Source organism: Streptomyces sp. NPDC002619, from assembly GCF_042889305.1.
Taxonomy (GTDB): domain Bacteria; phylum Actinomycetota; class Actinomycetes; order Streptomycetales; family Streptomycetaceae; genus Streptomyces.
The window spans coordinates 151167-173236 of sequence record NZ_JBIAQV010000005.1 but is presented as its reverse complement, the minus strand read 5'-3'; the positions used below and the strand labels follow the sequence as shown (position 1 = coordinate 173236).

At 71.1% G+C, this 22070-nt stretch carries 16 protein-coding genes; 5 read left to right on the top strand and 11 right to left on the bottom strand.

The genetic code is table 11. The features are described 5' to 3' along the window. Positions 1-9: 9 nt before the first annotated feature. The 7 genes from ACFYXB_RS11840 to ACFYXB_RS11810 all read right to left on the bottom strand — a co-directional run bounded on the left by ACFYXB_RS11840 (position 10) and on the right by ACFYXB_RS11810 (position 7772). Positions 10-822, bottom strand: coding sequence for an HpcH/HpaI aldolase/citrate lyase family protein (locus tag ACFYXB_RS11840; protein WP_389580580.1), 813 nt, complete (start codon positions 820-822; stop codon positions 10-12). After that, on the bottom strand, positions 819-2021 hold the full coding sequence (locus ACFYXB_RS11835; protein WP_389580578.1) for a CaiB/BaiF CoA transferase family protein: 1203 nt from the start codon (positions 2019-2021) through the stop codon (positions 819-821). Before ACFYXB_RS11835 ends, ACFYXB_RS11840 begins: the two co-directional genes overlap by 4 nt. Continuing rightward, positions 2018-2911: a ribokinase gene (rbsK, locus tag ACFYXB_RS11830; RefSeq protein WP_351345251.1), complete on the bottom strand. Its 894-nt coding sequence runs from the start codon at positions 2909-2911 to the stop codon at positions 2018-2020. The genes ACFYXB_RS11835 and rbsK overlap by 4 nt, the downstream gene beginning before the upstream one ends. Further along, positions 2908-4281, bottom strand: coding sequence for an ADP-ribosylglycohydrolase family protein (locus tag ACFYXB_RS11825; RefSeq protein ID WP_389580575.1), 1374 nt, complete (start codon positions 4279-4281; stop codon positions 2908-2910). Before ACFYXB_RS11825 ends, rbsK begins: the two co-directional genes overlap by 4 nt. Further along, on the bottom strand, positions 4269-5444 hold the full coding sequence (locus tag ACFYXB_RS11820; RefSeq protein ID WP_389580573.1) for an ADP-ribosylglycohydrolase family protein: 1176 nt from the start codon (positions 5442-5444) through the stop codon (positions 4269-4271). Before ACFYXB_RS11820 ends, ACFYXB_RS11825 begins: the two co-directional genes overlap by 13 nt. An 8-nt stretch (positions 5445-5452) precedes the next feature. After that, a complete protein-coding gene (locus tag ACFYXB_RS11815) occupies positions 5453-6568 on the bottom strand; it encodes an ADP-ribosylglycohydrolase family protein (protein ID WP_389580571.1) in 1116 nt (371 codons plus the stop codon). 73 nt (positions 6569-6641) lie between these two features. Further along, positions 6642-7772: an ADP-ribosylglycohydrolase family protein gene (locus ACFYXB_RS11810; RefSeq protein ID WP_389580568.1), complete on the bottom strand. Its 1131-nt coding sequence runs from the start codon at positions 7770-7772 to the stop codon at positions 6642-6644. 251 nt (positions 7773-8023) lie between these two features. On the opposite strand from ACFYXB_RS11810, the gene ACFYXB_RS11805 reads away from it, so the two are divergent. From ACFYXB_RS11805 to ACFYXB_RS11795, 3 genes are all read left to right on the top strand, one after another. Further along, positions 8024-8755, top strand: a complete 732-nt coding sequence (locus ACFYXB_RS11805; protein WP_389580565.1) for a VIT1/CCC1 transporter family protein — start codon at positions 8024-8026, stop codon at positions 8753-8755. A 402-nt stretch (positions 8756-9157) separates the two neighbouring features. Beyond that, complete coding sequence (gltB, locus tag ACFYXB_RS11800; RefSeq protein ID WP_389580563.1) at positions 9158-13750, top strand: glutamate synthase large subunit; 4593 nt, start codon at positions 9158-9160, stop codon at positions 13748-13750. Next, the gene (locus ACFYXB_RS11795; RefSeq protein WP_389580560.1) at positions 13743-15206 is read left to right on the top strand and encodes a glutamate synthase subunit beta; all 1464 of its coding nucleotides are present in this window, start codon (positions 13743-13745) and stop codon (positions 15204-15206) included. The genes gltB and ACFYXB_RS11795 overlap by 8 nt, the downstream gene beginning before the upstream one ends. 268 nt (positions 15207-15474) lie before the next feature. Here the strand turns inward: ACFYXB_RS11795 and ACFYXB_RS11790 are convergent, their stop codons facing one another. Together ACFYXB_RS11790 and ACFYXB_RS11785 are read right to left on the bottom strand one after the other, a co-directional pair. Next, positions 15475-16383 (bottom strand): chitosanase, encoded by a 909-nt coding sequence (locus ACFYXB_RS11790; protein ID WP_389580558.1) that lies wholly within the window; start codon positions 16381-16383, stop codon positions 15475-15477. Between the two features lie 22 nt (positions 16384-16405). Next, entirely contained in the window at positions 16406-17323 is a 918-nt protein-coding gene (locus tag ACFYXB_RS11785) for a rhomboid family intramembrane serine protease (protein WP_389580556.1), read from the bottom strand. A gap of 147 nt (positions 17324-17470) precedes the next feature. On the opposite strand from ACFYXB_RS11785, the gene ACFYXB_RS11780 reads away from it, so the two are divergent. Together ACFYXB_RS11780 and ACFYXB_RS11775 are read left to right on the top strand one after the other, a co-directional pair. Continuing rightward, on the top strand, positions 17471-18196 hold the full coding sequence (locus ACFYXB_RS11780; RefSeq protein WP_389580554.1) for a vWA domain-containing protein: 726 nt from the start codon (positions 17471-17473) through the stop codon (positions 18194-18196). A 74-nt stretch (positions 18197-18270) separates the two neighbouring features. Continuing rightward, positions 18271-19926, top strand: a complete 1656-nt coding sequence (locus ACFYXB_RS11775) for a cytochrome bc complex cytochrome b subunit (RefSeq protein ID WP_389580551.1) — start codon at positions 18271-18273, stop codon at positions 19924-19926. Here ACFYXB_RS11775 and ACFYXB_RS11770 read toward each other — a convergent pair. Further along, positions 19898-20869, bottom strand: coding sequence for an acyl-CoA dehydrogenase family protein (locus tag ACFYXB_RS11770; RefSeq protein ID WP_389580548.1), 972 nt, complete (start codon positions 20867-20869; stop codon positions 19898-19900). The genes ACFYXB_RS11775 and ACFYXB_RS11770 overlap by 29 nt on opposite strands. Continuing rightward, a complete protein-coding gene (locus ACFYXB_RS11765; RefSeq protein ID WP_389580545.1) occupies positions 20869-22044 on the bottom strand; it encodes an acyl-CoA dehydrogenase family protein in 1176 nt (391 codons plus the stop codon). The genes ACFYXB_RS11770 and ACFYXB_RS11765 overlap by 1 nt, the downstream gene beginning before the upstream one ends. Positions 22045-22070 lie beyond the last annotated feature (26 nt).

Sequence of the window (22070 nt, the reverse complement as noted above, 5' to 3'; positions counted from 1 at the left end):
CGTCGGGTGTCAGAGGCGGTTCGGCAGGGACAGGGTTCGTTGGGCCGCAGTGACCACCGCCGCGTCGATGAAGCTGCCGTCCGGGAGGGCCTGGGCTCCCTGGTCGTTCGTTGCCGCCTTGAGGATCTTTTCCGCCTGGTCCAGTTCCGCCTCCGTGGGAAGGTAGGCGCGTTCGATGATCGGGAGCTGGCGGGGGTGGATGGCGGCCCGGCCCAGGAAGCCGAGGGCGCGGCCGTGGGCGCAGGAGGCGGCCAGGCCCTCCAGGTCGCGGATGTCGGGGTGGACCGACTGGGGCGGTGGGGCGAGGCCCGCCGCCCGTGCCGCGACCACGACTCGGGAGCGGCACCAGTCGAGGCCCGTGTCGTCGCGTACGCCCAGGTCGGCCCGTAGATCTGCCTCGCCGAGGGAGATGCCCCGCAGCGATGGGTGTGCGGCGGCGATGGCATACGCGCGCTCGATGCCCAGGGCCGTTTCGAGGAGGGCGTAGAGCGCAAGGCCCGTGCACTCCGCGATCCGCACCACCTCCTCGACGGACGTCACTTTCGGCAGGCGCAGTCCGGACACGCCCGGCAGTTCGGCCATGGCCCGCAGGTCGGCCGCAGCCCAGGGCCCGTCCGTGCCGTTGACCCGGACGTGGACCCGCACCGGCTGCGGCTCGGACAGCAGCTCGGCCGTCGCCGCGCGCGCGTACTCCTTGCGGTCCGGGACGACCGCGTCCTCCAGGTCGATCACCACGACGTCCGCGCCACAGGCCAGCGCCTTGGCCACGACGTGCGGGCGGTCGCCGGGAACGTAGAGCCAGGTCAGCGGGAACGGGATCACAGGACACCCTCCTCGCGCAGCCCGTCGAGGTCAGCCGGGGTCAGGCCCAGTTCAGTCAGGACGGCGTCCGTGTCCGCGCCGTGCGGTCGGCCCGCCCAGCGGATCGCGCCCGGCGTGGCGGACAGCCGGAAGAGGACGTTCTGCATCCGCAAGGGGCCCAGTTCCGGGTCGTCGACGGTGGTGACGGTGTCCAGGGCGGCGTACTGGGGGTCCGTCATCACGTCCCGTACGTCCTGGATCGGGGCCACCGCCGCCTCCGCCTTCTCGAAGGCCGCGAGGACTTCGTCGCGGGTGCGGGCGGCGATCCAGGTGCCGACCGCCGCGTCGAGGACGTCGGCGTGTGCGGCCCGGTCCACGCCCGTCGCGAACCACGGCTCGTCGATCAGCTCCGGGCGCCCGACCAGGTGCATCACACGCTCGGCGATCGACTGGGCCGAGGTGGACGCGGCGACCCAGAAGCCGTCGGCCGTGCGGTAGGCGTTGCGGGGGGCGTTGTTGGCGGACCGGTTCCCGGTGCGTTCCTGCACATAGCCGAGCTGGTCGTACCAGGTCGGCTGCGGGCCGAGGACCGTAAGGATCGGCTCGATGATCGCCATGTCGACGACCTGGCCCTCGCCGGTGCGCTCCCGGGCCGCCAGTGCCGCCATCACCGCGTACGCCGTGGCCAGGCCCGCGATGGAGTCGGCGAGGCCGAACGGCGGCAGCACGGGCGGCGCGTCCGGCTCCCCGGTGATCGCCGCGAAGCCGCTCATCGCCTCGGCGAGGGTGCCGAAGCCCGGCCGGCGCGCGTACGGGCCGAACTGGCCGAAGGCCGTGACCCGGGTCAGGACCAGCCGCGGATTGGCGGCGGACAGCTCCTCCCAGCCCAGGTCCCACTTCTCCAGGGTGCCGGGGCGGAAGTTCTCGACGATCACGTCGGCGGTGGCGGCCAGCCGGAGCAGGGTGGCGCGGCCGCCGGGCCTGGACAGGTCGAGGGTGATGGTGCGCTTGTTGCGGCCGAGCAGCTTCCACCACAGGCCGATCCCGTCCTTCGCCGGGCCGTGGCCGCGGGACGGGTCCGGTTTGCGGGGGTGCTCGACCTTGATGACCTCGGCGCCGAAGTCACCGAGGAGGGTGGCCGCGAGGGGACCGGCGAACAGGGTGGCGAGATCGAGGACGCGCAGGCCGTCGAGGGGGCCGGTGATGTTCGTGGCGTTCATGACGTGTACTGCGCCTCGATCTCCGGGCGGTACGGCATCGACGCCGACGCCCCCTCCCGCTGCACGGAGATCGCCGCGGCCGCGGCCGCCCAGGTCAGCGCCTCCCGGATCGGGCGTTCCTCGCCGAGTGCCACCGCGAGGGCGCCGACGAAGGTGTCGCCGGCGCCCGTCGAGTCCACGGCACTCACGCGGGGCGCCGGAACGACGAGAGGCTCCGCGCCCCGTTTCAGATACAGGCAGCCGACCGACCCCAGGGTCACGACCACCTCCGACACCTCGTCGAGCAGGGCGAGCGCCGCGTCGCGCGGGTCGGTGCGGCTGGTGAGGGTGGCCGCCTCGTGCTCGTTGGGGACCAACAGGTCGATGGAGGCGAGGAGTTCGGGCGGGAGCGGTTGGGCGGGGGCCGGGGTGAGGATCGTACGGACGCCGTGGTCGCGGGCCGCGCGGGCGCCCGCGAGGACTCCGTCCAGGGGAATCTCCAGTTGCAGCAGCAGGGCGTCGGCGGAGGCGATCACGCCCTCGTCGCCCGGGGTGAGGTGATCCACGGTGCCGTTCGCGCCGGGGATCACGACGATCGCGTTGCCGCCCTCGTCGTCCACGACGATGTGCGCGGTTCCGGACGGGCCCTCGACGGTGCGCAGCGAGTCGGTGTCGACGCCGGAGTGTTCGAGGGTCGTGCGCAGCCGGGTGCCGAAGGCGTCGTTGCCGACCGCGCCGATCATCGAGACGGTGGCGCCGGCGCGGGCCGCCGCGATCGCCTGGTTGGCGCCCTTGCCGCCGGGGATCGTACGGAACTCCCGTCCCGCCACGGTCTCTCCGCGCTGCGGGGCCTTCTCGACGTACGCCACGAGGTCCATGTTCGTGCTGCCGAGTACGGCGATGTGGGTCATGGGCGGGTCGCCTCCAGGTGGGTGAGGTGGGCGAGGGAGTCGAAGCCGGTGCCGTTGAAGTCGGCGACGGAGGTGGCGAGCCGGTTCTTGAGCGGGGCCGTCCAGCGGTCGGGGAGCGCGTCGGGGGAACCGGTGAGGAGGCCGGCGATGCTGCCCGCCGTGGCGCCGTTGGAGTCGGTGTCCAGGCCGCCGGACACCGCACGGCAGATGGAGCCGGTGAAGTCGCCGTTCGCGTGGGTGAGCGCGGCGGTGATCAGGGCGGTGTTGGGGATGGCGTGGACCCAGTGGTGGGTGGGGGAGTGGATGGCGTGGAGTGCGTCGACGATGTAGTCGAAGTCCTTGTGGGTGTGGGCGAGTTGGAGTGCCTGGTCGATGGCGCGGGCCAGCCGGGAGCGGGGTGGGATCACCGTACGGCCGGATTCGATGCAGGCGTGGACGTCATGGGTGGCGGTGGCCGCGGTGGCGATGGTGGCCGCGGTGAACATGGCCGCGTAGACGCCGTTGGCGGTGTGGGTGAGGACGGCGTCGCGGTGGGCCTGTTCGGCGGCGGCGCCCGGGTCGCCGGGGTTGGTCCAGCCGTGGACGTCGGCGCGGATCAGGGCGCCGATCCATTCGCGGAAGGGGTTGCGGTGGCGGGCCGTGTGCGGGGGTTCGATGCCGGAGAGGAGGTTGCGGTAGGCGACGCGTTCGGCGGTGAACGTGCGGCCGGCGGGGAGTTCGTCCAGCCAGAGGGTTGCCACGTCGGTGGTGGTGAAGGTTCTGCCGTGACGCTGCATCAGGAGGAGGTTGAGGAGGGGGTAGTTGAGGTCGTCGTCCTCGGGCATGCCGTCGATGTTCTCAGCGAGGGAGGTTGGGGCGGAGCGGCGGTTCCAGGGGTGGGTTGTCAGTAGGTCCGCCGGGACCCCCTTTGCCGTGAAGTAGGTGTGGAGGGGCCAGTTGCCGGTGGCCTGGGCGAGTTGGCGGATGGCGGGGAGGGGGAGCTTTTCGACGGGTTTGCCCAGGAGGCAGCCGACTGCTCTGCCTAGCCAGGCCGCTTCCAGGGCTCGCGGGGTGGGAGGTGCCGCCGAGCCGGCCGCAGGCTGGGACGGTGGCCATGCAGGGCAGAGCGCCCTGATCTTTGCCAGGTCCGTTGGTTCCTCGTCCTTCAAGTTGCTTGGCAGGTCCGCCAATTCGTCCAGCAAGTCCTCTGCCAGCAACCGGAGATGGCGGGAAGCCTGTGTCGGGGACGCGCCCGCCCGGGCTGGGGCCTCACCGCCCCCGGCCGCCCTCCACCTCGCCTCGATCGCCGACGGCTCGCGGCCGTCCTGGTGGGCCTGGTGGAGTTCGTGGGGCAGTAGGTCCTCCGGCTGGACCCAGGTCAGTCGGAGCATCCCGTGCCTCCGAGGTCGGTGAAGGCCTGTTCGTGGGCCCGGCGGCGTCGTACGTCCTGGGCGAAGATCTCCCGGGCCACCTCGGTGAGGGTCCGTGCCGGTTCCCACAGGTCCAGGCGGCTCGCCTCGGACACCGTCTTCGACCAGTCCTCCGGGACCGGCGAGCCCAGGGCCCCGGCCAGCGCGCCCGCCATCGTCGCGATGGAGTCGCAGTCCCGGCCGTAGTTGACCGAACCCAGCACCGCCTGACGGTAGTTGCCGCCTGAGACGAGCAACATGCCCAGGGCGACGGGGAGTTCCTCGATCGAGTGGAGGCGGGACGGGCGCCGGGCGCCGAGGGAGGGGGCGCGGTAGTCGGGGCCGACCGTGTCGTACGGCGCCACCGCCTCCCTCAGCGGGCCGAGCGCCGGCTCGAAGTCCCCGTGACGGGAGGCCACTTCGCAGACCTGCTCGATCGCCGCCCGCGTGCCGTCCTTCGCCAGGGTCAGACACGTGGACACCACCGACTCCGGTGTCGCCCCCGGTGCCGTGGCCGCTGCGACCGCCGCCGCGAAGACGCCCGCCGCCTCGCGGCCGTACGACGACTGGTGCGCGCCCGCGACGTCCAGTGCCTCGGCGTACGCGGCGGCCGGGTTGGCCGCGTTGACCAGGCCGACCGGAGCCAGGTACATCGCCGCGCCACAGTTGACGATGTTGCCGACGCCCGCCTCCCGGGGATCGACATGGCCGTAGTGGAGCCTCGCCACCAGCCATTTCTCCGCCAGGAAGATCCGTTGCAGGGGCAGCGCCTCCGCCTCCAGCTCCGGGATCCAGCGCGGGGTGGTCATCAGGTCCGGGACCAGGTGCTCGGCGATCGCGTATGCGTCGAGGTGGTCGCGGACCTGGGCGTACACCCGTACCAGCGCGTGCGTCATCAAGGTGTCGTCGGTGACGTGGCCGTCGCCCTTGTGATATGGGGCGATGGGGCGGGCGGTGCGCCAGGCGTCGCCGTTCCAGGGGCCGACGATGCCGTGGACGCGGCCGCCGTGGCGTTCCAGGATCTGGTCGGGGGAGTAGCCCTCGACAGGGCCGCCGAGGGCGTCGCCGACGGCGGCCCCCACGAGCGCTCCGGTGATCCGCTCCTCAAGACCGGCCGCGCTACTTTCTTCTCCTTTGGGCGTCATGCCCCGAATCATCCTCCTGGAAGGGCCGGTTGTGCGGCTTCCAGGAGTTCGGCGAGTTCCACGAGGTCGGTGCCTGTGAGGCGGGGGAGCACGCAGCCGGAGAGGGTGCGGCAGGCGTCGCGCCAGGCCTCCGGGATCGACTCGCCCCCGCCCAGTGCTCCGGTCAGGGCACCGGCGAGGGCGGGGGCCGAGTCGGCGACCCGGGACAGACAGGCCGCGGCGGGCACGGCGTCGGCGATCCGGCCGCGTGCGGCGGTGGCCAGGGCCAGGGCGACCGGGACCGTCTCGGCGGCGGCGATGCCGTAGCTGTAGACATGGTCCACGATCTGGTGTTCGAGCAGCGGGATCAGGGCGAACGCGGACTCCGTGCTGCGCGCGAGGACCAGTGCGTGCCGGGTGTTGCGGCCGATCTCCGTGCACTCGGGGAGTTCGGCGAGTGCGGCCGTCACGCACGCGTCCACCTCCGCTCCGGCGAGGGCCAGTGCGAGCGCCGCCGCCATCGCCCGGGCACCGTGCACGCCGTCGCCGTCCTGGGTGTAGCGGGCGTCGAACTCCGCGAGTTCTGCGGCGCGTTGGGGGTCTCCGGCGTGGGCGATGGCGAGGATGCAGGCCCGTACGCAGGCTGCGTCGTCGAAGTAGTGCGGGTTGTCGTGACCGGTCGCGGGCGGACGCAGACCGGCGGCGAGGTTGCCGAGTCCGGCGCGCACGGAGATACGGGCGCGCAGCGGCAGCACCGCCGACTCCACCTCGGGGGCGCGGTCGGCGGCCGCAGCGACCTCGGAGGCGACGGCGCTCCAGGTGAGGTCGATGGCGGCGCGGGTCCTGCGCTCCCGGCTGAGGTCGCCGAGCGCGCTGTCGTCACCGGCCCGCAGCACGGCCTCCGCAGCGAACACCGCCCACTCGGCGTCGTCGGAGGGGCCGAGGCGCAGGGGTTCCGGGGCCTGGTTGAGCGCGATCGGGACGGGGAGCGTCGTCGTCGCGTTCTGCTCGGCGAAGCTGTCCAGCTCACGGGTGAGCCGCCGGGTCCACTCGGGCATCCGGGCGGCCCGGTGCCGCGCCGCGGGCCATCCGGCGGCGTCACCGGCGGCCAGTCCGAGGAGAAGACCTTCGATACGGCGGGTCATGAGCGCACCTCGTTCTCCGTGGGGGTAGGGGGATCGGCAGCCGGCAGCACACACTTGTACGACTGCCCGCGGCTCACGGCCGTACCTCCTCCTCGTCCGCCAGGACGTACGCCGTCGGATCCGGTGTCTGCCACTCGGCCGGCTGCCACTCCTCGCGGCGGACGACCTCCGGTACGCGGCCGCCCGTGCGCGCGCCCCACTTCCCGCCCTCCTCCGGCACCAGCAGTTCCGCCACGTCCAGGATGTGGTGGCCCGCCATGGAGGGCAGGCAGGTGCCGCGCGCCGGGCCGATCGCCGCGGCCCAGTCGGCCGGGATCGCGGCGGAGCCCTGGGTCGCGCCGGCCAGGGCGCCCGCCACGGCGGCCGTGGTGTCGGCGTCGCGGCCCATGTTGACGGCGGTCAGGACGGCCTGCCGGAAGTCGCCGTCGGCCGCCGCGTACGCTCCGAAGGCGAGCGCCACCGCCTCGGGGGCCAGGTCGGTCCAGGGGTAGCCGCCGATGACGACGGCGGAGCGCACCGCGCGCTCCCCGCGGTGTGCGACGGCCACCGCCCGGCGCAGGGAACGGGCCGTCCAGGAGTCGTCCGGTACGACGGCCAGGGCGGAGGCGACGACCGCGATGGTCGGGGCGCCAGCCATCGCCGCCGCGACCCCGGCCGCCACCGCCTGGCCGCCGTAGATGCCCTCGCCGTCGTGGCTGACCGAACCGTCGATCGCCACCAGGCGGGCCGCCTCGGCGGGACGGCCCGCCGCGAACACCCCGAACGGCGCTGCCCGCATCGCGAGCCCGTCGCTCCAGGCGTGGCGGTGCTGGGCGGAGATGGGGGCGGCGAGGCCCCGGCGCAGGTTCTCCAGCGTGCCGCGCTCGCTGAAGCCCGCGCCCCGGAAGGGCCCCTCGTCCCGGTCGGCGATCCACTCGTGCCAGGCCGCCTCGACATGGGCCGGGGTGAGGGCCGAGCCGTGCCGGGCGAGCAGCAGCCCCGACAAGATCGCGTACTCCGTGTCGTCCGTGCCGGCCGGCTTCTCGGCGACATAGCCGGTGATACGGCCCCAACGGGCGCGGATCTCGGAGGGCTTCATGTTCTCGGCGGGTGCCCCGAGCGCGTCCCCGACGGCCAGGCCGAGCAGCGCGCCGCGGGCCCGCTCCCGTAGTTCGGCGGCGTCCCCGGGTGACGGGACCGAGGGGACGCAGGCGATCGATGCCATGGGCTGCCTCTCCTTCGGGGACCTTTGCGGATGTGTGCCACGGGAGGCGTGCGGGTGAGCACCGCGGGCCCCAGCATCACCCGGTCGACATTTGTGCGTGATTACTCTCGGATGAGCATTCGAAGGCAAAGTCGCAGGTTAGCCCAGCCTTTCCTTGCTGGCAGGGTGGGAATGGGAGGCGTATGTTTTGTGTTGTCGAAAAATAGAACTTGTCCAAAGTTAGCTTTGGCTAAGCTTCCTGGAGGACCTTTATGGCCATCATCGAGACCGAGGCTGCGCTGCATGTGGCGCACCGTGACAACCACACGCACCGGGATGTGAACGGCGGCTGGCTGCGTCCCGCCGTCTTCGGCGCGATGGACGGACTGGTCTCCAACCTCGCCCTGATGACCGGCGTCGCGGGCGGCGCGGTCAGCCAGCAGACGATCGTCATCACCGGACTCGCGGGCCTCGCCGCAGGCGCCTTCTCGATGGCGGCCGGCGAGTACACCTCCGTCGCCTCCCAGCGCGAGCTGGTCGAGGCCGAGCTGGCTGTGGAGCGGCGTGAGCTGCGCAAGCACCCTCAGGACGAGGAGGAAGAGCTCGCCGCGCTCTACGAGGTCCGGGGTGTGGAGCCGAAGCTGGCCCGCGAGGTCGCCCGACAACTGTCCGCGGACCCCGAGCAGGCCCTGGAGATACACGCCCGCGAGGAACTGGGCGTCGACCCCGGTGACCTGCCCTCGCCGCTGGTCGCGGCCGTGTCGTCGTTCGGTGCCTTCGCCCTCGGCGCCCTGCTGCCCGTGCTGCCGTATCTGCTGGGCGCGACCTCGCTGTGGCCGTCCGTGCTGCTGGCGCTCGCCGGGCTGTTCGGCTGTGGTGCCGTGGTGGCCAAGGTGACCGCGCGGACCTGGTGGTTCAGCGGTCTGCGGCAGCTCGCTCTGGGTGGCGCCGCGGCCGGTGTGACGTACGCCCTGGGTGCTTTGTTCGGAACCGCCGTAGGATAGTTCGGCTGGTACTTATGCGTTGGGCCGCATAGATAGCCGTTACTCGCTGGTTTCGGATGCTTAACGACTGGGCATGAGCCGTAAGCGCTGTCGGGCAAGGGAGCCCACGGTGCACCCGCGAGGTGGGCGACGCCGCTCCCCCCGCTCCTTTGGGCCGACGGACATCGATCTGTCCACGTCGGCCCCCGCATACCTCCGCCGCCCGTGCGCGGTACCCCCGCCGCGACCCGGTGGCGTCCGCATGTTGGAACGGAGTATCCGGTTCCTGAGAACCGCTCCATCATGTAACCTGCACGAAATTTTGCATCCAGCAGAGGGCCAACGTCGTCCCTCGGCACTTGTTCCCCCAGAGCCTGAACGGCCTGGGAGGGCCCCCAGCCACTGACGACGACGGGAGAGCCGATGCGTACGCCGCGCCAGCCGTCCCAGCACTCCACGAATGGCCAGAACTGGTCGTTCATGGATGCTCGCCCTGCTGCGCAGGGTATGTACGACCCCCGCAACGAGCACGACGCCTGTGGCGTCGGCTTCGTGGCCACCCTCACCGGCGAGGCGAGCCATGCGCTGGTCGAGCAGGCGCTCACCGTGCTGCGCAACCTCGAACACCGCGGCGCGACCGGCTCCGAGCCGGACTCGGGCGACGGTGCCGGCCTCCTCTGCCAGGTGCCGGACGCCTTCTTCCGTGAGGTGGCCGGATTCGACCTCCCCGCGGCCGGTGCGTACGCCGTCGGCATCGCCTTCTTCCCAGAGGACGGGGCCGCGGACACCGTCTCACGGATCGAGACGATCGCCGCCGACGAGGGCCTCACCGTCCTCGGCTGGCGCGAGGTCCCGGTCGCCCCCGAACTCCTCGGCGCCACCGCCCGCTCCACGATGCCCGCGTTCCGCCAGGTCTTCGTGACCGACGGCCAGTCCGAGGGCATCGCCCTCGACCGCAAGGCCTTCGTGCTGCGCAAGCGCGCCGAGCGCGAGGCCGGTGTCTACTTCCCGTCGCTCTCGGCCCGCACGATCGTGTACAAGGGCATGCTGACCACCGGCCAGCTCGAGCCCTTCTTCCCGGACCTGTCCGACCGCCGCTTCGCCTCCGCGATCGCGCTCGTGCACTCCCGGTTCTCCACGAACACCTTCCCGTCGTGGCCGCTCGCGCACCCGTACCGCTTCGTCGCGCACAACGGTGAGATCAACACCGTCAAGGGCAACCGCAACTGGATGCGCGCCCGCGAGTCCCAGCTGTTCTCGGAGCTGTTCGGGGACAAGGACCTGGCGCGGATCTTCCCGATCTGTACGCCCGACGCCTCCGACTCGGCGTCCTTCGACGAGGTGCTCGAACTCCTGCACCTGGGCGGCCGTTCGCTGCCCCACTCCGTGCTGATGATGATCCCCGAGGCGTGGGAGAACCACGACTCCATGGACCCGGCACGACGCGCCTTCTACCAGTTCCACGCCACGCTGATGGAGCCCTGGGACGGCCCGGCCACCGTCACCTTCACCGACGGCACCCAGGTCGGCGCCGTGCTCGACCGCAACGGCCTGCGCCCCGGCCGCTACTGGGTCACCGACGAGGGCCTCGTCGTCCTCGCCTCCGAGGTCGGCGTCCTCGACATCGACCCCGCGAAGGTCGTCCGCAAGGGCCGGCTGCAGCCCGGCCGTATGTTCCTCGTCGACACCGCCGAGCACCGGATCATCGAGGACGACGAGATCAAGGCGGCCCTCGCCGCGAAGCAGCCGTACGCCGAATGGCTGGAGGCCGGTGAGATCGAGCTGGGCGACCTGCCCGAGCGCGAGCACATCGTCCACACCCACGCCTCGGTCACCCGCCGCCAGCAGACCTTCGGGTACACCGAGGAGGAGCTGCGCGTCATCCTGGCGCCGATGGCCAAGGCCGCCGCCGAGCCGATCGGTTCGATGGGCACGGACAGCCCCATCGCGGCCCTCTCCGAGCGCCCCCGGCTGCTCTTCGACTACTTCACCCAGCTGTTCGCGCAGGTCACCAACCCGCCGCTGGACGCGATTCGCGAGGAGCTGGTCACCTCCCTGCGCTCGTCGCTCGGCCCGCAGGGCAACCTGCTGGAACCGACGGCCGCCTCCTGCCGCTCCGTCGTGCTGCCCTTCCCGGTCATCGACAACGACGAGCTGGCCAAGCTCATCCACGTCAACGCCGACGGCGACATGCCCGGCTTCAAGGCCGCGACCCTGTCCGGTCTGTTCCGGGTCAGCGGCGGCGGTGCCTCCCTCGCCGCGCGCATCGACGAGATCTGCGCCGAGGCCGACGCCGCCATCGACAACGGCGCCCGGCTGATCGTCCTCTCCGACCGCCACTCGGACGCCGAGCACGCGCCGATCCCCTCGCTGCTGCTCACCTCGGCCGTCCACCACCACCTCATCCGCACCAAGCAGCGCACCCAGGTGGGCCTGCTGGTCGAGGCCGGTGACGTCCGCGAGGTCCACCACGTCGCCCTGCTCATCGGCTTCGGCGCCGCGGCCGTGAACCCGTACCTGGCGATGGAGTCCGTCGAGGACCTGGTCCGTGCAGGGACGTTCCTGCCGGGCATGGAGTCCGAGCAGGCCATCCGCAACCTGATCTACGCGCTCGGCAAGGGCGTCCTCAAGGTCATGTCCAAGATGGGCATCTCGACCGTCGCCTCCTACCGCGGCGCCCAGGTCTTCGAGGCCGTCGGTCTTGACGAGGCCTTCGTCGAGAAGTACTTCAACGGCACGGCCACCAAGATCGGCGGCGTCGGCATCGACGTCATCGCCAAGGAGGTCGCCGCCCGGCACGCGAAGGCGTACCCCGCCTCCGGTATCGCGCCCGCCCACCGCGCCCTGGACATAGGGGGCGAGTACCAGTGGCGCCGCGAGGGCGAGCCGCACCTGTTCGACCCGGACACGGTCTTCCGCCTCCAGCACTCCACGCGCACCGCGCGCTACGACATCTTCAAGAAGTACACGGACCGCGTGAACGAGCAGTCCGAGCGCCTGATGACGCTGCGCGGCCTGTTCGGCTTCAAGAGCGACCGGCAGCCGATCTCCATCGACGAGGTCGAGCCGGTCTCCGAGATCGTCAAGCGCTTCTCCACCGGCGCCATGTCGTACGGCTCCATCTCGCGCGAGGCGCACGAGACGCTGGCCATCGCCATGAACCAGCTCGGCGGCAAGTCCAACACCGGTGAGGGCGGCGAGGACCCGGAGCGTCTGTACGACCCGGCGCGCCGCTCGGCGATCAAGCAGGTCGCCTCCGGCCGCTTCGGCGTGACCTCCGAGTACCTGGTCAACGCGGACGACATCCAGATCAAGATGGCCCAGGGCGCCAAGCCCGGCGAGGGCGGTCAGCTGCCCGGCCACAAGGTGTACCCGTGGGTGGCGAAGACCCGGCACTCGACGCCGGGCGTGGGGCTCATCTCCCCGCCGCCGCACCACGACATCTACTCCATCGAGGACCTGGCCCAGCTGATCCACGACCTCAAGAACGCCAACCCGCAGGCGCGCATCCACGTCAAGCTGGTCTCCGAGGTCGGCGTCGGCACGGTCGCGGCCGGTGTCTCCAAGGCGCACGCGGACGTCGTCCTGATCTCCGGCCACGACGGCGGCACGGGTGCCTCGCCGCTCACGTCGCTCAAGCACGCCGGCGGTCCCTGGGAGCTCGGCCTCGCCGAGACCCAGCAGACGCTGCTGCTCAACGGCCTGCGCGACCGGATCGTGGTCCAGACCGACGGTCAGCTGAAGACCGGCCGTGACGTCGTCATCGCCGCGCTGCTCGGCGCCGAGGAGTTCGGTTTCGCGACCGCTCCGCTCGTCGTCTCCGGCTGCGTCATGATGCGCGTCTGCCACCTGGACACCTGCCCGGTCGGCATCGCCACCCAGAACCCGATCCTCCGCGACCGGTTCGCCGGCAAGGCCGAGTACGTCGTGAACTTCTTCCGGTTCATCGCCGAGGAGGTCCGCGAGATCCTCGCCGAGCTGGGCTTCCGCTCCATCGAGGAGGCCGTCGGCCATGCCGAGAGCCTCGACGTCACCCGTGCCGTCGAGCACTGGAAGGCCCAGGGCCTCGACCTGGCGCCGCTGTTCCACGTGCCCTCGCTGCCCGAGGGCGCGGTGCGCCACCAGATCGTCGGCCAGGACCACGGCCTGGAGAAGGCACTGGACAACGAGCTGATCAAGCTCGCCGCCGACGCCCTGGCCGCCTCCAGCGCCACCGACGCCCAGCCGGTGCGCGCCCAGGTCGCCATCCGCAACATCAACCGCACGGTCGGCACCATGCTCGGCCACGAGGTGACGAAGAAGTTCGGCGGCGCGGGCCTGCCCGACGACACCATCGACATCACCTTCACGGGCTCGGCCGGCCAGTCCTTCGGCGCCTTCCTGCCGCGCGGTGTCACGCTGCGCCTGGAGGGCGACGCCAACGACTACGTCGGCAAGGGCCTCTCCGGCGGCCGCGTCATCGTCCGCCCGGACCGCAGCGCCGACCACCTCGCCGAGTACTCGACGATCGCGGGCAACACCCTCGCGTACGGCGCGACCGGCGGCGAGCTGTTCCTGCGCGGTCGGACCGGTGAGCGGTTCTGCGTGCGCAACTCCGGCGCCACGGTCGTCGCCGAGGGCGTGGGCGACCACGGCTGCGAGTACATGACCGGCGGACACGCGGTGGTCCTCGGCGCGACGGGCCGTAACTTCGCGGCCGGCATGTCGGGCGGTGTCGCCTACGTCGTCGACCTCGACCGCGACAACGTCAACGCCGGCAACCTCGCGTCGGTCGAGGCGCTGAGCGAGGACGACAAGCAGTGGCTGCACGACGTGGTGCGCCGTCACCAGGAGGAGACCGGCTCGACGGTCGCCGGGAAGCTCCTGGCCGAGTGGGACACGGCGGTCGACCGCTTCAGCAAGATCATCCCCAGCACGTACAAGGCAGTGCTCGCCGCCAAGGACGCCGCCGAGCGAGCCGGTCTGACCGAGACCGAGATCACCGAGAAGATGATGGAGGCGGCGATCAATGGCTGACCCGAAGGGTTTCCTGAACCACGGCCGTGAGGTCGCCAAGAGCCGTCCCGTCACCGAGCGCGTCAAGGACTGGAACGAGGTCTACGTCCCCGGCTCGCTGCTGCCGATCATCAGCAAGCAGGCCAGCCGGTGCATGGACTGCGGCATCCCGTTCTGCCACAACGGCTGTCCGCTGGGGAACCTGATCCCCGAGTGGAACGACTACGCCTACCGCGAGGACTGGACCGAGGCGTCCGAGCGCCTGCACGCGACGAACAACTTCCCGGAGTTCACGGGCCGGCTGTGCCCCGCTCCGTGCGAGTCGGCCTGCGTCCTCGGCATCAACCAGCAGCCGGTCACCATCAAGAACGTCGAGGTCTCGATCATCGACAAGGCGTGGGAGACCGGTGACGTCGCCCCGCAGGCGCCGGAGCGGCTGTCCGGCAAGACGGTCGCGGTCATCGGCTCGGGCCCGGCTGGCCTCGCCGCCGCCCAGCAGCTGACGCGGGCCGGCCACACGGTCGCGGTGTACGAGCGCGCCGACCGCGTCGGCGGCCTCCTGCGCTACGGCATCCCCGAGTTCAAGATGGAGAAGCGGCACATCAATCGCCGTATCGAGCAGATGCGCGCGGAGGGCACCCGCTTCCGCACCGGCGTCGAGATCGGCCGCGACCTCAAGGCGACCGACCTGAAGAAGCGGTACGACGCGGTCGTCATCGCCGCCGGCGCCACCGCCGCCCGTGATCTTCCCGTCCCCGGCCGGGAGTTGAAGGGCGTCTACCAGGCGATGGAGTACCTGCCGCTGTCGAACAAGGTCCAGGAGGGCGACTACGTCGTGTCGCCCATCTCGGCCGAGGGCAAGCACGTCGTCGTCATCGGCGGCGGCGACACCGGCGCCGACTGCGTGGGCACGGCTCACCGCCAGGGCGCCGCCTCCGTCACCCAGCTGGAGATCATGCCCCGCCCGAACGACGAGCGGCACGCGGTCAACCAGCCCTGGCCGACCTTCCCGATCCTCTACAAGGTCACCTCGGCCCACGAGGAGGGCGGCGAGCGCATCTACGCGGCGTCCACGACCCACTTCGAGGGCGACGAGGACGGCAACGTCCAGTGGCTGCACCTGGCCGAGGTGCAGTTCATCGACGGCAAGCTGACCCAGAAGCCGGGCACGGAACGCAAGATCCCCGCCCAACTGGTCGCCCTCGCCATGGGCTTCACCGGCACCGACCGCGAGAACGGCCTGGTGGACCAGTTCGGCCTGGACCTCGACGAGCGCGGCAACATCGCCCGCGACGCCGACTTCCAGACCAATGTGCCGGGCGTGTTCGTCGCCGGTGACGCGGGCCGCGGCCAGTCGCTCATCGTGTGGGCGATCGCCGAGGGCCGCTCGGCCGCCAAGGGCGTCGACCGCTACCTGACCGGCGCGAGCGACCTGCCGGCTCCGATCCGCCCGACGGACCGCTCGCTGATGGTCTGACGCCTCATCAAAATACGTCCCGTACAAAGGCGTACGGAACACAGCACGGCGCCTGCCCCAGTCCCCGACCGGACGACCGGGCAGGCGCCGTCGCATGTCCGCTGCTTCTCGTACCGCAGCAGCCGCGTCGGCTCCGCGTAGACCTGTTCGCCGAGCCGCCCGTGCACAGCGAGGACGCTGCGCCAGGACGCCGAGAGGGCGTCTTCCGCACCCCGGTCGGCAGTGCGCGCCTTCTTCCGTCGGCCGCCAAAGGGGAGTTGGCGTCGGTCTACGGCACCTTGTACGTCTCCCCGTACACCTGCCACACCAGCGGCGTCTGCAGGTCCAGGTTGCCGTCGTACAGGAACTGGCGCTGGGCCGTGTCGATGCGGGTGGTGTCGATGCCGGGCTTCTTGGTCTTCATGGTCCCCCGGCGCACGTCGAGGAAGATGTCGAGGTAGTTCTTCTCGCTGCCACCCTGGGACGGGGTGTCGGCCTCTCGCATGGCGCGTTCGCGCAGGCCGTAGAAGCCGTCCGCGCCGGTGCCGGGGCCGTGGAAGACCATGGCGTCGTAATAGATGAACTGGCCGAGCGTGCCCAGGCCGTCGAGCTTGGCGAGGCGGACGGACGGGTTGAAGTAGACGCGGTCGCGTTCCTTGTCCTGGGCCGTGCGGAAGGCCGGCAGCTCGGACTCCGCCTTCCAGGCAGTGGTGAAGCCGGGGTCCAGGCCCTCGTGGGAGTCCGTGCCGTCCACCTTGCGCAGCGCGGGGAGGTAGGTCGCGAGGCCGTTGTCCGGGTGGGCCTTGGTGTACCGCTCGACCAGGGTGAGCAGGTCGTGGGTGCCCGTGCAGAAGCCGATGATGCCCGCGGTGTAGCCCTGGCCGTCGCCAATGTCCTCGATGTAGCCGTACGCGCTGCGCCAGTCGAGCGTGGAGTTCTCGGCGCTGGCCACGATCCGCTGGGCCAGCTCCTTCTTCGCGGGCGCGGCGAGGCCCGGCGGCAGGTCGGCGATGACCTCGTCGTCCTCGGCCCGCTCCGACCGCTCGGCCCGCGCCTTGGCGTCCTGACGCGCCTGCTGCGCGGCCGACGTGGGGTGTTTCGTCCCGGACGAGTCCGAGTCGCCGGGCGTGGCGACGTACACCAGTGCCGTCACGACGACCGGGACGGCCGCGAACAGCAGGATTCCGGAGCGTTTCATTGCAGATACCGTACGGCCCTGATCAGGCCGCCCCTCCCGACAGTTCCGAGACCTTCGCCCAGGTGAGCACCACGAGCAGGGCCAGCAGGGCCACACACGCCGCCGCCTGCACCAGGGTGCGGCGGGCGTCCCGGGGTGCGTAAGCGTACGCCAGCGTCACCGCGCCGCCCGCCAGCAGACCGCCGAGGTGCCCCTGCCAGGAGGTGAGCCAGGCGGAGAGCACCAGCCAGAGGAGCAGGCCGGTCATGTAGCGGTTGACCCCGTCCATGTCGTAGCCCAGGCGGCGGGCCATGACGTAGTACGCGGCGCCGAGCCCGAAGATCGCGCCGGACGCGCCGACGGTCTGGGTGTCCGGTGCGATCAGCAGCACCAGGACCGAGCCGCCGAGCGCGGAGAGCAGATACAGGGCGAGATAGCGGACGCGGCCCAGCTGGCTCTCCACCACCCGGCCGATGGTCCACAGCGAGGTCATGTTCAGCACGATGTGCACGACACCGATCCCCTCGGTGGGCGGCATGTGCAGGAACGCGCCGGTCAGCAGCCGGTACCACTCGCCGCCGACCAGGCCCTCCGCGTGCATGTCACGGCCGTAGGGGTACGTCCACAGGTAGTGCGCTCCGTCGGTTCCCACGAGCCCGCGCCCCAGCATGGCGAACCGGTCGACGGCGGACGGGCGCACCAACTCGACCAGATAGGCGAGCACGTTGAGCCCGATCAGGACGTACGTCACCATCGGCACCGCCGAGATCCGGCCGCCGAACGCCGTCCGCGCCTGCCGGATCGACCGCGTGCCCTCCTTCACGCAGTCCACGCACTGGTGGCCGACGGCCGCCTCGCGCATGCAACTGGGGCAGATGTAGCGGTCGCAGCGGGTGCAGCGGACGTGGGACTCCACCTTGGGATGGCGATAGCAGGTGGTGACGGCGGACTCGGCGGTCACGGCCGGCTCCTCTGAAAGATACGGGGACAGGGTGAGCCGGTGGGGACGGCGGCGAACAAAATAGCGAACCCTGGTGACAGCAGGGAGAGCAGGGCCCGCGATCACGTAGTCTCGGCCTCCTCGACGGGAACCAGGGGGGAGACCGGCATGGCCGCGATCAGTCTGAGCAAGCTGGAGGAGACCGCGCCCGCGCTGGCCGGCTCCTACAAGAGCGCCGGGATCTCGCTGACGAAGCACGGGCTCGACGGGTTGCGGGCCGCCGTCTATCTCGTGGTCGACTACTCCGGTTCCATGAAGCCGTACTACAACGACGGCAGCGTGCAGGCGCTCGCGGACCGCGTGCTCGGGCTGTCCGCGCATCTCGACGACGACGGCCGGGTGCCGGTGGTGTTCTTCTCGACGGACATCGACGCCGAGACCGACATTGCCCTCGCCGACCACCAGGGCCGTATCGACCGGATCGTGGCCGGGCTCGGGCACATGGGCAAGACCAGCTACCACCTGGCCATGGACGCCGTCATCGACCACTACCTCGACAGCGGCTCCACCGACCCCGCCCTCGTCGTCTTCCAGACCGACGGCGGCCCGATCAACAAGCTCGCCGCGGAACGCTATCTGTGCAAGGCGGCCAGGCTGCCCCTGTTCTGGCAGTTCGTCGGCTTCGGCGACCCCGGCAGCCGGCAGTTCGAGTTCCTGCGCAAGCTCGACGAACTCGCCGTACCGGGCAAGCGGATCGTCGACAACGCCGGCTTCTTCCACGCGGGACGGGACCCCCGGAAGGTGTCCGACGCCGAGTTGTACGACCGTCTCGTGGGCGAGTTCCCGCAGTGGCTGACGGCGGCGCGGGCGCACGGAATCGTACGGACCGGCTGAGAGCGTCCGTTCGCACCGTTGGCTTGGGCTTGGCGGCGTGTCACCCTGTGGGTGATCGGTGGGGAGGGCGACGGATGGCTGACGGCGCACGATCGGTGAACGGCACCCGAGACGCGGTGCGCGGGGACGAACCCGGCAAGGGCGAGAAGCTCGCCGACTGGGCCGACGGACGGCTCGGGCTCTACGCGCTGGCCAAGGCCAACATGCGCAAGGTGTTCCCGGACCACTGGTCCTTCATGTTGGGCGAGGTCTGCCTCTACAGCTTCCTCATCCTGATCCTCACCGGCATCTACCTCACACTCTTCTTCGAACCCAGCGGCGCCGAGGTCGTCTACCACGGCTCGTACGGCCCGCTCAACGGCATCATCATGACCAAGGCGTACGAGTCGACGCTGCACATCAGCTTCGACGTGCGCGGCGGGCTGCTGATCCGGCAGATCCACCACTGGGCGGCGCTGGTCTTCGTCGCCGGGATGCTCATCCACATGATGCGGGTCTTCTTCACCGGCGCGTTCCGCAAGCCGCGCGAGGTCAACTGGGTGTTCGGCTGGACCCTGTTGTTCCTCGGCATCATCACCGGCCTGACGGGCTACTCGCTCCCCGACGATCTGCTCTCCGGCACCGGCATCCGGTTCGCCGACGGCGCGATCCTGTCGATCCCGATCGTCGGGACGTATCTGTCGATGTTCCTGTTCGGCGGGGAGTTCCCGGGCCACGACATCATCTCGCGGCTCTTCCCGGTCCACGTTCTGCTGCTGCCCGGCATCATGCTGGGCCTGGTGGTCGCCCATCTGATCCTGGTCTTCTACCACAAGCACACCCAGTACCCCGGGCCCGGACGCGACCAGAAGAGCGTGGTCGGCATGCCCTTCCTGCCGGTCTACATGGCCAAGGCGGGCGGCTTCTTCTTCCTCACCTTCGGCGTGCTCGCGCTGATGGGCGGGATAGCCAGCATCAACCCGGTGTGGGCGTTCGGCCCCTACCGCCCGGATCTCGTCACCACGGGCGCGCAGCCCGACTGGTACCTCGGCTTCTCCGAAGGCCTGATCCGGGTGATGCCGGGCTGGGAGATCAACGCCTGGGGCCACACCCTGGAACCGGGCGTCCTCATCCCCTTCTCGCTCTTCCCGCTGATCCTGCTCGCCCTCGGCGTGTACCCGTTCGTCGAGGCGTGGGTCACCGGCGACAAACGCGAGCACCACATCCTCGACCGGCCGCGCAACGCGCCCGTGCGCACCGGCCTAGGCGTGGCCTGGCTGAGCCTGTACGGCGTGCTGCTGATCGGCGGCGGCAACGACATCGTGGCCACACATCTCCACCTCTCCATCAACGCGATCACCTGGTTCGTACGGATCTCCGTGTTCGCCGTCCCGGTCCTCGCCTTCGTGGTGACCAAGCGGATCTGCCTGGGACTGCAGCGCCGCGACCGGGACACAGTGCTGCACGGCAGGGAGACCGGCACCATCAAACGGCTCCCGCACGGCGAGTACGTCGAGGTCCACGAAGCCCTCGCCCAGGACGCGCTGTTCACCCTCACCCAGCACGAGCAGAACCCGCCCTACGAGATCGGCCCGCTCGAGGACACCAACGGTGTACGGCGGACGGTCACCGTCTCCCAGCGGGCGCGCGCCCTGATGGCCCGGGCTCTGTACGGCCCCGAGTCGCACATCCCGAAGCCGACCCGCGAGGAGTACCGGGAAGTCACGAGCGGCGACCACCACCAGCACTGAGAGCGCCGTTGAGGACGGCGTCCCGGCACTCCTGCGGGGTGCCCCACGCCGTGCGCAGGGCGCGGGCCTTGGTCAGCCACAGCGACAGGTCGTACTCCGCGGTGTAGCCGATCGCGCCGTGCAACTGGAGCGCCGCACGGGCCGTGCCGTACGCCGCCTCGCACGCGCTCACCTTGGCCGCGGCCACGTCCGCAGGGGCCAGCGTCAGGGCAGCACCGAAGAGCAGGGGCCGGGCGAACTCCAGGGCGGTCTTCGCGTCGGCGAGACGGTGTTTCACGGCCTGGAACGAGCCTATGGGGGCGCCGAATTGGCTGCGCTGCCCGACGTAGGAGACGGTTCTGTCGAGGAGTGCGAGGCCGACGCCGAGGGCTTGGGCGGCGGTGGCGAGGCGGGCCCAGGTGAGGGCGTGTTCGGTGGGCGGGTCGGGGGTGAGCAGTTCGCCGCCGGGGGCGAGGGTGGTGAGGCGGCGCGTGGGGTCGAGGGAGCGGCGTACCGGGCCGGGACCGGGGGACAGGCGCAGACCGTCGTCGGCCAGGGCGAGGTGGAGGCCGGCCGCGTCTCCGTCCAGGGCGTACTCCGTGGCGGCGACCGTGGCCAGCGTCTCGCCGGACACGATCGACGGCAGGAACCGCTTGGCGAGTTCGGGCTCGGTGAGGAGTGCTGTCGCGGTGACCGTCTCCACCAGCGGCCCGGGCACCGCTTGCCGGCCCAACTCGATGAAAGCCACTGTGAGTTCGACGGGCCTCGGGCCCATCCCCCCGTACGCCTCAGGAACCGCGAGCCCGAACACCCCCGCCTCCGCGACCCGGCGCCACAGCGCACGGCCGCTCGCCCGGTCGCCGCGGCTCCAGTCGCGGGCCACCGACGGTGTGCCCGCCGCCGTCAGCATCGCGCGCAGCGAGTCGGCGAAGGCACGCTGCTCGGCGTCGAGGAGGAAGCGCATCACCGGCGTCCCTTCGGCAGGCCGAGCAGGCGCTCGGCGATGATGTTGCGCTGGATCTCGTTCGTGCCCGCGTAGATGGGGCCGGCGAGCGCGAAGACATACCCCTCGGCCCAGTCGGTGTCCGACAACTCGCCCTCCGCGCCGAGCAGATCGAGTGCCGTCTCGTGCAGCGCGAGGTCGTACTCGGACCAGAAAACCTTGTTCAGACTGGACTCCGGGCCGAGGGACGCGCCGTCCAAGACGCGGGAGGCGGCCGCGTACGTGAACAGCTGGTAGGCACGGGCGCCGATCAGGGCGTCGGCCACCCGCGCGCGGGCCCACTCCGGTCTGCCACGGTCCTGCCAGAGCCTGAGCAGCCGCCCGGCCGAGGCAAGGAAACGGCCGGGCGAACGCAGCGTCAGGCCCCGCTCGTTGCCCGCCGTCGACATCGCGATCCGCCAGCCCCGGCCCGGCTCGCCGATCACGTCCTCGTCCGGCACGAACACCTCGTCCAGGAACAGCTCGGCGAACGCGGGCTTGCCGTCGAGGCGGCCGATGGGGCGGACCGTGACGCCGGGTGCGCGCAGGTCGAACATGAGGTAGGTGAGACCCTGATGGGGTGACGGGGGTACCTCCCGCGCGAGCGAAGCCGAGCGTGGGGGAGGGGGCGGGTCGCTGCGGAACAGGCCAAAGGCGCGGTCGGCGAACGCAGCTCGCGACGACCATGTCTTCAGCCCGCTCAGCAGCCAGCCGCCGTCCGTGCGCACCGCCGTCGACCTCAGCGCCGCGAGGTCCGAGCCCGCCTCCGGCTCCGACCAGGCCTGCGCCCAGACCACCTCGCCCGAGGCCATCGACGGCAGGACCCGCGCGCGTTGCTCCGCCGTGCCGTGCTCGAAAAGCGTCGGCGCGAGCAGGCTGATGCCGTTCTGGCTCACCCGGCCCGGCGCGCCGGCCGCGTGGTACTCCTCCTCGAAGAGGAGCCAGCGCAGCAGTCCGGCGCCCCGGCCGCCGTACTCCTCGGGCCAGGACACCACCGACCAGCGGTCCGCGGCCAGTTCGGCCTCCCAGGCGCGGTGGGCCGCGAAGCCCTCCTCGGTCTCCAGGGAGGGAAGGGGTGTTCGCGGCACATGCGCGCCGAGCCAGGCGCGGGCCTCGGCGCGGAACTCCTCGTCGGCCGGAGCGTGGGTGAGGTCCACTCTCGCGTCACCGTCCTTCCCTAACA